An 11,509-nucleotide genomic window follows, 5' to 3' on the forward strand; every position below is an offset into this window, starting at 1 on the left:
TTATAAAGCTGCATAGAATTCGATCCCCCCTAACCCCCCTTAAAAAGGGGGGAACCGGAAAAACATCTATCAAAGTCCCCCTTTTCAAGGGGGATTTAGGGGGATCAAGATATGTGCAACTTCACATTAAATTGGTATAAACCACTCAGCCATAAACGTCCAATCACTCGATCAATAATTTTTATTGGACGTTTATATTCAATTTCAGTCCCAGCTAGAATTGGTGTATATCCTAGCTCAAGTTGTTGATTGAGTTGCCAATGTTCATCTAAAAACTTTAGACGTAAATCCTCTAGCCATCTGATATACACGATATTACTCACAATTCCCATAAAATCAATGTCGTATGTTTTGACAGGAATTGGTAATACTACTTCTAATGGTCTGTGTAAGTTGTTGTTTATTAGCATTATTGATCTTGATATTTTTTAATACTGCTCGATCTGTTCAATTAAAGAGAAGTTTTCAAGTATTGATTCAAGTGATTAATTACTCTATGGATATGAATTGAATCTCCATAAAGCTTGCTGATCATTATGCCTCCTTCCAGTGTTGCGATTATGATGGTAGCGATTTCATCAGCACTCACTTCCGGGCGAATTTCACCCTTTTTAATTCCTTTTTCAATAATTCGACAAATTAAATGTAGCCAAGAGTTCATCGCTTGTTGAGCACGTTGTCGCAACGCTGGATGAGCATCGTCACTTTCCACAGCAGTATTCAGCAGTGGACACCCGCCCTTAATCGGTGGATTTTCTGCGAAGCTACTAAACACCTCAATGATTGCTTGCAGACGTTCTATTGCATGGTGTTTGCTTCGTAATGTAAATCTAGTATGCTGCTTAATGCGAGCGATCGCAAAATCAAAAGCTTGTAGTGCGAGATCGTCTTTGCTTTGGAAGTGATTGTAAATTCCTCCTTTCTGCAATCCAGTTACACGCATAATGTCTGACATCGATGAACCTGCATACCCCTGTTGATTAAACAGTTCGGCTGCTTGCTCAAGAATTCTAGTTTTTGTTTCTTCGCCTTTGGACATTACAGCGATTTTGATAATAGGGAGTTTATTGAACTGAAAATTGCTGTAAATTAAATATTACCGACCGAATGGTTTGATTTAAATTATCATGATAGTTGCTTGTAAGTCAAGATTTTTTCAACACTGAGTAAAGAACTAGGCATTGGCTATAGCCAAAGTTTATCAATGCAGACTTCACCTGGTTATAGACACCGTTAGTTTTGATGCTACCCCACCATAATTAATCAGTATTTTTGCATTATCAGGAATTTCAGCAGTAATGTTGGCGATTTGACCTTTGCCAAACAGGATTTTGACTGGATTGCAAAAAACAAAGTTTTCCATGAGTCATTAAACTAGGGAATCGAAATTGACCTTGAGTATTGTAATCACTTCCAGGATGTTGCTTAATTGCAGCATAAATGCGATATATCGCGTCTCTACAAAGTTTGGTATTATCCCTATGCTTAATAACTTGTAGCTAAATTTTTGAGCAACCAGTCCGTAGGGAGTTTGACTGACTGCGGTGTATTATCCAGATAATTGAGCAATATACAACGCGAATACGCTAGACGTTTAATCATACTTACGAGTAAAATACGGTAAGTGCATCGCCTTACGTGGTTTTATATGTAAAACTGTAGAAAAACCTAGTTAGAAGTTGAGTTTGGCAAAGCGACTGATTGAGCTAAACCCCAGTTGTCATGCTTACAAAAACTTCCAGGCAGGTTTTAAGTTGTCCAGGAATCATTGAGAAACACAATAACTTGTCATAACTAGCTCTGTCTACCACTGGGCTATAGTTTGGCTGAGTTGCTGCTCTCTAACTGCTCGTAATTAAGTCAGTGAACAGTTATCAAGGCTTCGTTTGGGGATTTAATCAACCCTTACCGACGCTGCTCACTTATAGAAGTGGGAGACTCGACAGAACTTTGATAACTGATAGCTAATTGTTGAAACCCCCGAAGAGTATGCACTATTTATTACTACCGTTCTTAAGCTTTTTTGTTGGTATCATCGTTGGTTTGACGGGTATTGGTGGAGCGTCTCTCATCACCCCAATGTTGATTTTTATTTTTCAGGTTCCGCCTTCTATCGCTGTGAGTTCTGATGTTGTGGCTGCCACATTGATGAAAATTGTTGGTAGCGTCAAGCATTGGGAACAAAAAACCCTCGACACAGAAGTTGTCAAATGGCTAGCCTTTGGAAGTGTTCCAGGCTCATTGTTCGGAGTAGGAATTTTGCACTTCATTAAACATACAGGTGAGTATAGCCTGGATAATATCTTGCTCCGTTTGCTTGGCGGGATGATTTTGCTAGTCACATTGTTAGCACTAGTGCAATTGTTGTTATTGACTTTTTTCCCTAAATTTAATTTACCCGAACTGCCAAAGTTAGACTTAGAAACTAACTTTGGTCGATTTATAACAATTACTTTGGGAGCAATTTTAGGCTGTTTTGTCGGTCTAACTAGCGTCTCTTCAGGTTCAATGTTTGCCTTAGTGCTGATTGGGTTTTTCCGCCTTGATGCCCGGAAGTTAGTGGGTACTGATATTTCACACGCAGCGATTTTATTGCTGTTTACAGCCCTTGGTCATCTCAGCCTGGGAACAGTTGATTGGAGTTTAGTACTCCCTATATGGTTAGGCTCTGTGCCTGGGGTGTTACTAGGTGCTAAAATCTGCCAAATAGCTCCGCAACGCCCACTACGATTTATTATTTACGCCATTTTAATGATGGTAAGTTGGAAATTAGTTCATCAGGTTTGACACTCTTAGAGGATGTTTGAAAAGTTCTTACTAGGCGCTAAAATCTACCAATTGTTGGTCACTGACTCTCGTACTGTCAATCTAATCAGTTTTTGAAACTGGGTTTAACATAAAGTTTTGCTTCTACTATTTTCCTAATTAATAAAGGTCATGGTCAAATTGAAAAACGTAGAGTTAGTGTTTGTCACTTTCTCTTTCGTTTACCCTCTCTTACAACCCACGTTCTGCGGGTGCGCTCGGGAAATATTGAATTTAACGTCTACAAAATGGTTATTGACCTGACAATTACTTTTCCCAGCAATACGATCTGTTTATTTCCGCCAACCTTTACTAGTAGATGTTTCTATAGTTTGTAAAGATTCTTAAACTTTTATTGAACTTGTCAAAAATTTATTGAAAAAGCATTGATAAATTTGTTACTTAGTCTTACTGTGCTTTAATACTTTATTAATCCTTTTGCCAAAGAATAAAATCATAGTTCTTATTCCATAAGACTTTTTACAACAAAAGCATGATTAATAACATTGTGTTAGAAAGTCAAAGCTTCAACTTTTTTCTTAATATAAGGTTTAAAAGTTAGCTTCGATTTTTAGTTGGCGAAAGTGATGGAAGAGGGTTAAGGTAGTCGGACTTAAAACCATTAACAATTGCAACTGTGTTAAAAACTGATAATTCTACCAGCGCGTCTAAGGATGATTATCCAGGACGTGCCTACTTTATTCGGCATGGTGAAAGTACCAGCAACGAACGTAACATTTTTGCAGGAGTACTGGATGTTGACCTCACAGCATTTGGTAGGTTGCAGGCACGGCGTGCAGGTGTTGACATTAAGAAAAAAGGTGTGAAGTTTGATGCAGTATATGTATCTCACATGAGGCGGGCGCGGCAAACTTGTGAAATCGCCCTTGCTGAAAGTCAGGCGCTGAAATCACCCGATATCACTGTTGAGATCGACCATCGAATTAGTGAGAAATCCTTTGGCATCTTTGCGGGACGTAACTTGAATCTGCTGCGTCTTGCTTTGGGCTACGAAGGTTTCGAGGAAATGTTGCATTCCCATAACGAAGCACCTCCGGCTGGCGAGAAGATTGCCCAGGTTTACGGACGCGCTGCTTCTTTCTATGAGGAGCGGGTTGTACCGCACTTGAAACGGGGTGAAACTGTTCTAGTAGTGTGCCACCAATATGTATTGGAGCCTTTAGCACTTTATTTAAGTGATTTACCACCAACTGATTATGAACATCTGAAACTCCCTAACGGTAAAGCTCTCAGTGGTGAGGAGCTAATCAAGTTTCGCGATAAGGAATCCGGCGGTACAGCTTCGGTGCGTAAACAGATCAACGATCTGTCAATTATGTGGGCAATTTTGCTCTATGCAGCTGCTTTCTTACTAGGAAGCTTGGTTAGGGCAATCAGCGCCTCTTCAATCGGAATTCCCTCAGAACTATTTCGAGCGATTATCGTTGCTTGTCTGGCGGCTTCAACGTTTTATACTTACCTAGACATTGACTTTGCAGCGAGTAAACGCAAAGTAACTCCAACAGTGAAGTATATAGTCTATGCCTGGATGTTGGTGAGATGGGTAGTTGGGCTACTTTTAATATTTTCTGGAATCTTGTATCAAAATCCGGGAGATTTGTACAAAGTTATGTGGGTGCTTTTTTGGATGGTTCCACCCGCCCTTACTTCCCCAGTTTTATCGGTACTCTGGGGTGGTAATCTTTATCCCTCGGCTATCTTATCAAGGACATTATCAATCATCGCTCCAGTTGCACTGATTGTTACATTTGGTTTGGCAAAACAATTACCAATTAACAGTTCCAGCCTGATATTTTTCGGTGTGATTCTAATTGTTGGTTTAGCAATACCGGGAGCGATCGCTCAATTTTGGCGTGACAAATCTCCTGTTGAATCAAATCACCACAGTAAGAACTGGAAATTTATTGGAGTGCTTGCTGTCGCATTAATGGCTTTGGCAACTGGATTTCAGTTTACACCATCAACATTCCTGAGCGATTTATTTTTCTCAACGGATGCGAACCGCTCCCTAGCTTGTCTGCAACAACTAGCAGTGGCAACATTAATCTTTATCTTAATGCGCGTCTTTGCCGTATTAACTTCAGTGTTTACAAAAGGCAAGCTGATCAAGGCAGAAGCTCAGGATGCTTATATCCTGCTTGTTAATCCCAACTTTTTCCTTTGGGCGGCTCTTTTCCTCGGAGTTAGTGCAACTGCAAATCCCGAAGCCGTAAGATATGCAATTTTTTGGGCAGCACTGGGGTTCTTCTGCATACCACTCATCGAGCAGATATTGTTTATGAATTCATTTGGTAATGAATTACTGCGAGAAACACTGCGTTCTTCGAGAATGGCAACAGAAGATGTGAGAAAACTTTTCCATCAATTGGATACAGATGGCAGCAATGCACTCGAGAAAGACGAGATTATGGAGCTTTTAGGTCGAATAGAAGATATGACAACAGGCGAACGTAGCTCTGAAGATGTTAGAAGGTACGTAACTGATTATCTTTTCGCTACTCTTGACTCCGATAAAAATGGCACAGTCGATTTGCAAGAGTTAGAAGAGTATGTATCAACCTACGGGTTAGTTGCTAACCTTAACGTTGTCTCTGCTGCTGCATCGCCGATAGCAAGATAATTAATTATTGCTAAATCTACTGATTTAGCTGACAAAGACTTTTTAAATCCTATCGTGAATGGGATTTAAAAAAGTCTTTGCTTTTATCATAAAAAGTATTTTATAGCGCGCTCAACATCATTCTTCTAATATAATTTTGTATAAAATACATTTTTACTTACTAAATTTAGAATAAAAAGCCTTTGTTAAAGTATTTATAAATTAGGAAAAATAAACATGAAATTAGACAAGTTTGTCTTAGCACAAAATATGGCTTTCCTGATATCTATTCCCCCGGAAAGCAATCTAGCTAAATTACTAGCTTTTTGCCTGACTACAAAGGCTGGTAAAAATACTCCGGGAACAAAAATATTGGAAATGACTTATGACCTAATAGAAAATCCATCTAAGTTGCCTTATTGGACTTAAGACATTATGGGACAGGATTTAGATTACACTCCTGAAGAGTGGAAAGCACTGGCAAATATGGGTATTAAGGATACTAATGATTTTATAGTTACTTTATGGCAGGAATTAGAAAATTTGAGTTTTTAAAGGAAAAAATATGTCTTTAAATGTTGAACTTTTAGAACAAAGCTTTGAAAAAGTTAAACCATGCGCTGATGAATTTGCAGCTAGTTTCTACGATAATCTTTTTCAAGCTCACCCAGAAGTGAAACCACTGTTTACTAAAACAGATATGAAAAACCAAGAGAAAAAACTATTAAGTTCTCTGGTTTTAGTAGTAGAAAATCTCCGCAACCCAGAAGCTTTAGAACCAGTTCTTAAGGCTCTAGGAGCTAGACACGTCGGCTATGGAGCTATTCCCAAATATTATGGGCCAGTTGGGGAAGCACTACTGGTAACGTTTGAGCAATATCTCCAGCAAGATTGGACTCCTGAAGTCAAAAAAGCTTGGCTAGATGCTTTTAGAGCTATTACTGCATTGATGTTAAAAGGCGCGGGAGAAGAATCTTCACCAAAACTTGTCCAAGCTGAAAAAAAAACTGAAGCTTTAGCAAAACCTGCAACATTAAAAACAGAAAACAAAAAAGAACATCAGCTATTTAAATCTACAGCAGAAGTAAAGAATAAATCTTTGATATCAATTCAGTTAGATGGTAAAGTTTTAAAAGAAATTATCAATGATTTTATCGTTAATTATCAGCAATTTCAGACCAAAATATCAGAACAGCCATTAAGTGAAGTCTTCAAACAAATTCCCAAGAAACTTCTTGATACTTTCTGGATAGCACCAACATGGTTAGTCTGTATAGTTTCAGTAGTTATTTTTACCGTAATTGTTGTAATTGTTGATGAGAATTCGGTGCTGGCAAAGGCTTTAGGTGCTGCTGACACTATCAGTTTGGTGGTGGCGGTAGTTCTATTCATTAAGGAAGCTCCAGATCGTAGAAAACAATTTCATTATCAAGCCTGGAGTACGATTGATGCGGCACACGGTGTAAAAGTTAGTTATGCCAGAATTTTGGCACTGCAAGATTTGAATAAGAATGGTGTTTCTTTAAGAGGTTTGGATGCTCCTGGTGCGGAGTTAGTAGAGATTAATCTCTCCCATGCCAATCTGAGTAAAGCTAATTTAATGGAAAGCGATTTTACTAATGCCAATCTCAGCTATGCCAATTTAGATAATGCTAATCTCAGTCAGGTTAAACTTAGTGGTGCAAATTTAAGTTATGCAAAACTGGGTTTTTCTCGATTAAATCAGGCTAATCTTAGTAGTGCAAATTTGAGTAGCACTAATTTGATTTGTGCAGATTTGAGTCATACCAATCTGAGTGGTGCAAATTTGAAAGATGCTAGTTTGAGTGGTGCTAATTTGGAGGGAGCTTATCTAACTGGTGCTAATCTCAAGAATGCTAAAGTGAGCGACGATGAACTGAGTAATGCTTTCCTGGAAGGTGCGATTATGCCTAATGGCTCACGATATAAATCTTCACTTAGCGATAATCGCTGAAGTTACAATTGGCAGAAATATCTAGATATCTTGCATAAATATTTTTTTGTCTCACGCATAGATGCAAAGCGACTTCTCATAGATTAGGCGCAAAAAATATCTCAAAATTAGGACTTTTGCAAAAGGTTTATTAAATAATCGACCGCTCCAACAACTAGACTAAAATCTTTTTAGGATCACAGCTAAAGTAGAATTTCCTCCATCTGTCTAATCAGAGAAATAAGGCAAAGAATATCAAAAAAATTTATATGCAATTACTTAATAAATTAAGTATAAAGACAAAACTTATAGTCATGTTGCTGGTAGTCAGTGTTTGCGCTATGCTCGCAAGCACCTTTACCTGCTCTAATGCTGGTAAATCTCTTCTGACGGAAAAGGTCTTCAACCAATTAACCAGCCTTCGAGCTGCCAAGACTTATCAAATCGAAGATTATTTTGAAAACCTTTACAACCATAGCCAGACTTTAAGCGAAGACCTGACAGTTATTAGCGCCATGCAGGAGTTTCAGACAGCTTACCGCGAACTGGAAAAATCAACAGTACCAGCGGATTTTGACAAAAAAATTGATACCTACTACCAAACACAATTTCTCCCCAGACTGGCGCGAACTAGTGAAGGTTCGCCCGTTGTCGCATCTTACACGCCAAAAACAACTGCTGCCCGTTACCTACAGTACTACTACACCGTCGCTAACCCCAACCCCGTTGGCAAGAAACTTCTCCTTGACGACCCAAGCGATGGCAGTTCCTACAGCCGCGTTCACACCCGCTATCAGCCTATTTTTCGCAATATAGTGCAAAAATACGGTTACTACGATATGTTTTTGATCGATCCCCAAGGAACCGTTGTCTATACGGTTTTTAAAGAAACCGATTTTACTACAAACTTTACTACCGGTCCCTACAAAGAGAGTAACCTAGCAGAAGCGATCGCCGCCGCACGACAAGCAAACGGAAAAGGCTTCGTGAAAATAGTAGATTTTAAACCGTACATCCCTTCTGGGAGTGCGCCTGCGGCTTTTATCGCGTCCCCAATCTTTAACGGCTCTCAATTCATTGGTATTTTGGCGTTCCAGCTTCCTATTGACAAAATTAACAATGTGATGACTGGCAACAAACAGTGGAAACAAAATGGTCTGGGTGATTCCGGAGAAACTTATCTAGTCGGTTCGGATTATCTCATGCGCTCTGCGTCTCGTTTCCAGATTGAAGACCCAAAAGGTCATGCAAAAACCCTACGTTCTATCGGTACTGATGAAAAGACCATCAACAAAATCAAAGAGTTCAATACTACAATCCTCCTACAACAAGTGCAAACAAAAGCAGTAAAGGAAGCGTTGTTTGGGAAACAGGGAACGCAGGTAATCGATGATTATCGTAATATTCCAGTTTTGAGTTCTTATGCTCCACTAAATATTGATGGTTTGAGGTGGGTTATCTTGGCAGAAATAGATGTTTCTGAAGCTTATGCCCCAATTCACTCGTTTGAAAAAACAGTTTTGATTGGGGCTACTTTAGTCATCGCCCTGATCACGCTTGTTGCCATGTGGCTGAGTGCAAGTTTTGTCAAACCGATCAATACTTTAATTAAAAGCGCTCGCCAGGTGGGAGCCGGAGAATTTGACGCAGTTGTAAAATCTGGTTCGCAAGATGAATTTGGAGACTTAGCTAAGTCATTTAATCAAACGATAGAAAGCCTTCGCGCCGAAACTCAACAAATTGCTCAGGAAAATCGCTCTAATGAAGCATTAGTCTTAAATATATTTAGTCCCGCAGTAGCTAAACGCCTCAAACAGGGCGATAGAGAAATTGCCGATCAGATTTCTAATGTCTCGGTCTTGTTTTCCGATCTCCATCGATTTACCAAGCTTTCTCAATCAATGTCCCCTCAAGAAGTTGTTGCCCTGCTGAATGAACTGGTAACTGGCTTTGATGAAATGACAGATAAATACGGTTTGGAGAAAATTAAGACCATTGGTGACGGTTACATGGCTGTATGCGGACTGAATGTGCCGCGTTTGGATCATGACAAACGCACGGTAGATTTTGCTTTGGAAATGCAGGCGTTTGTCCGCCGATTTAATTATGAAAAAGGTTTACATTTAGATGTGGAAATCGGCATTAATTCAGGAGATGTGGTTGCAGGTGTCATTGGCAAAAATAAATTGCTCTACGACGTTTGGGGCAATACTGTAAATATTGCCAATCGGTTGAAGTCTGCTTGTCCTGTAGGAGGAATTTTAGTTTCTCAAAATATATGCGATCGCCTGCGCGATATCTACGATTTTGAACTCTTTGGTGAAATTCAAGAACCTGGAAAAGAAAAGCTAGTGGGTTGGCAACTCAAAAGTTCTCAGCTTCAAGCAAATGTTCAAAAAGAAGAATATGAATAATTTAAGCTTTTCAAAGGACTGGCACACTTGGGCAATAATTGTCGGATTAGGGTTCCCACTCCTGATAGTTTTACTAGGAGAAATTATTTATCATCTAAAAAGGCGCGGGAAACCGATGGCGGCTACGCTACGGGTTGTGAAAAACCTCGTTTTGCCCGTCTTAATGCTGATGCTTTTAATTAGGAATGTCTTAAAGCTTGACGTAAACGGGAATTTTGCCAAGCTCGTCGAAACGCTGTTTTGGATATCTGTTATCTACGCTTCTCTGTCGCTGTTTAATGTGATTTTGTTTGAAGAAGCAGAGGCAAATACATGGCGGGCAAGGATGCCCAAACTGCTGATCGACCTTTCTCGGTTGTTTTTGGTGCTTGTAGGCAGCGCGCTCGTGCTAGCAGCAGTGTGGGGTGCAGATTTGGCAGGTCTTGCTACCGGATTAGGTGTTAGCTCGATTGTGATCGGTTTGGCGCTTCAGGACACATTGGGTAGCATCATGTCTGGCATTGCACTGCTTCTCGAACGCCCCTTCAGCGTGGGTGATTGGTTGCGCGTTGGCAATAGCGAAGACCAGGTTATTGAAGGGCAGGTAATTGATATCAATTGGCGATCTGTCCGCCTGCTAACTCTCCAGCGCCAGGTGATTGTCGTTCCCCATCAGTTCATTGGCAAAGAAATAATCCATAATTACAGCCAACCAGAACGCATTTATAACCAACGTATCAATATTGGCTTTTCCTACGATAGCCCCCCTAACCTCGTGAAACAGGTACTAACAAGTACAGCTTTGGCTACACAGGGAATATTAGCCGAACCCGAACCAGAGAGCAAAACTACATCCTATGATGAGACTGCAATTATGTATGAGGTGGAATTCTTTATCGAAAACTTTGAGGATGTAGAGCAGATACTTGATAGATTCATGACGCGAATCTGGTACGCAGCGCAGCGAAACAACCTGACACTATATCGCTACCGATACGAGTTAGCTGTAAAAGCTGCTGATAAGGCAGATAATGCTGCAAGTAAGTTAAACCACTTGCACTCAATTCCCGGATTTATGCCTTTAACTAGGGAGCCAAAAAATTTGGATGACTTAGCTAAGGGAACTATCGTACAACAGTTCGGTGCGGGAGAGAAAGTCATCCGGCAGGGCGAGCCTGGTAATGCTTTGTATATTATCATTGCGGGTCAGGCTCTAGTCACCGTCACAAACGAGTTTGGCATGGAATTGGAGGTAATGACTATCTTGCGTGGTGAGTTCTTTGGCGAGATGGCACTGTTTACTGGGGAACCGAGTCCGGTATCAATCAAAGCAGTTGACGATTTGCAAGTTCTTGTTATCTACTCAGATGCTGTAAATATGATGATTGAACGTCAACCAAGCTTGGGACGTGAGATCGGTCAAATTATCGAAGCGCGAAGCAAAGCGGTAAGTATGGCTCAACAAGCAGATGTTTCATCCAATGCTGAGGTTGAATTGCCTATTAGGGTTTTGAAGTAATTGAGGTTTTTCAGTATTCCTAATCGTTCAATTCCAAAGCCAGCATCCAACATTGATTAACTTCTGCTCCAAGGTAGTAACCCAAGTTGCTAGTTATGCTTGCAGGTGTTCAGGTGGCATTGCATGAGCAATAAAATCCCCTCCAGAGGAAAAATTAGGAGGGGTAATGTTAAACGAAATAATTACAATTTATGCTATCACTGATGACCTATTGAAGG

7 protein-coding genes and 2 pseudogenes are annotated in these 11,509 nt (G+C 40.1%); 6 read left to right on the top strand and 3 right to left on the bottom strand.

All coding sequences use genetic code 11. The annotated features are described in order from the left end of the window. Positions 1-137 precede the first annotated feature (137 nt). The 3 genes and pseudogenes from RMY32_RS00895 to RMY32_RS00905 all read right to left on the bottom strand — a co-directional run. Positions 138-410, bottom strand: a pseudogene (locus tag RMY32_RS00895) (acyl-CoA thioesterase); the annotation flags it as partial. Between the two features lie 41 nt (positions 411-451). After that, positions 452-1,039 (bottom strand): TetR/AcrR family transcriptional regulator, encoded by a 588-nt coding sequence (locus tag RMY32_RS00900; RefSeq protein WP_322713291.1) that lies wholly within the window; start codon positions 1,037-1,039, stop codon positions 452-454. 163 nt (positions 1,040-1,202) lie between these two features. After that, a pseudogene (locus tag RMY32_RS00905) lies at positions 1,203-1,363 on the bottom strand (NADH-dependent alcohol dehydrogenase); the annotation flags it as partial. A 626-nt stretch (positions 1,364-1,989) separates the two neighbouring features. Between RMY32_RS00905 and RMY32_RS00910 the strand changes: the two are divergent. The 6 genes from RMY32_RS00910 (at position 1,990) to RMY32_RS00935 (ending at position 11,291) form a co-directional block, all read left to right on the top strand. Beyond that, the gene (locus RMY32_RS00910) at positions 1,990-2,787 is read left to right on the top strand and encodes a sulfite exporter TauE/SafE family protein (RefSeq protein WP_322713292.1); all 798 of its coding nucleotides are present in this window, start codon (positions 1,990-1,992) and stop codon (positions 2,785-2,787) included. Positions 2,788-3,442: 655 nt separating this feature from the next. Continuing rightward, entirely contained in the window at positions 3,443-5,446 is a 2,004-nt protein-coding gene (locus tag RMY32_RS00915; RefSeq protein WP_322713293.1) for a histidine phosphatase family protein, read from the top strand. Positions 5,447-5,662: 216 nt separating this feature from the next. Further along, positions 5,663-5,854, top strand: coding sequence for a hypothetical protein (locus tag RMY32_RS00920; protein WP_322713294.1), 192 nt, complete (start codon positions 5,663-5,665; stop codon positions 5,852-5,854). Between the two features lie 136 nt (positions 5,855-5,990). Next, a complete protein-coding gene (locus RMY32_RS00925) occupies positions 5,991-7,400 on the top strand; it encodes a pentapeptide repeat-containing protein (protein ID WP_322713295.1) in 1,410 nt (469 codons plus the stop codon). A gap of 320 nt (positions 7,401-7,720) precedes the next feature. After that, positions 7,721-9,793, top strand: coding sequence for an adenylate/guanylate cyclase domain-containing protein (locus RMY32_RS00930; protein ID WP_322713296.1), 2,073 nt, complete (start codon positions 7,721-7,723; stop codon positions 9,791-9,793). Further along, on the top strand, positions 9,786-11,291 hold the full coding sequence (locus tag RMY32_RS00935) for a mechanosensitive ion channel family protein (protein ID WP_322713297.1): 1,506 nt from the start codon (positions 9,786-9,788) through the stop codon (positions 11,289-11,291). The genes RMY32_RS00930 and RMY32_RS00935 overlap by 8 nt, the downstream gene beginning before the upstream one ends. Positions 11,292-11,509: the final 218 nt, after the last annotated feature.

The sequence above is a fragment of the Nostoc sp. ChiSLP03a genome (genome assembly GCF_034531215.2).
Lineage (GTDB): Bacteria > Cyanobacteriota > Cyanobacteriia > Cyanobacteriales > Nostocaceae > Nostoc.

Bases quoted from the DNA above. Each gene is read 5' to 3' on its own strand.
- RMY32_RS00900 (WP_322713291.1), bottom strand. From the start codon at position 1,039: ATGTCCAAAGGCGAAGAAACAAAAACTAGAATTCTTGAGCAAGCAGCC.
- RMY32_RS00910 (WP_322713292.1), top strand. From the start codon at position 1,990: ATGCACTATTTATTACTACCGTTCTTAAGCTTTTTTGTTGGTATCATC.
- RMY32_RS00920 (WP_322713294.1), top strand. From the start codon at position 5,663: ATGAAATTAGACAAGTTTGTCTTAGCACAAAATATGGCTTTCCTGATA.
- RMY32_RS00925 (WP_322713295.1), top strand. From the start codon at position 5,991: ATGTCTTTAAATGTTGAACTTTTAGAACAAAGCTTTGAAAAAGTTAAA.
- RMY32_RS00930 (WP_322713296.1), top strand. From the start codon at position 7,721: ATGCTCGCAAGCACCTTTACCTGCTCTAATGCTGGTAAATCTCTTCTG.
- RMY32_RS00935 (WP_322713297.1), top strand. From the start codon at position 9,786: ATGAATAATTTAAGCTTTTCAAAGGACTGGCACACTTGGGCAATAATT.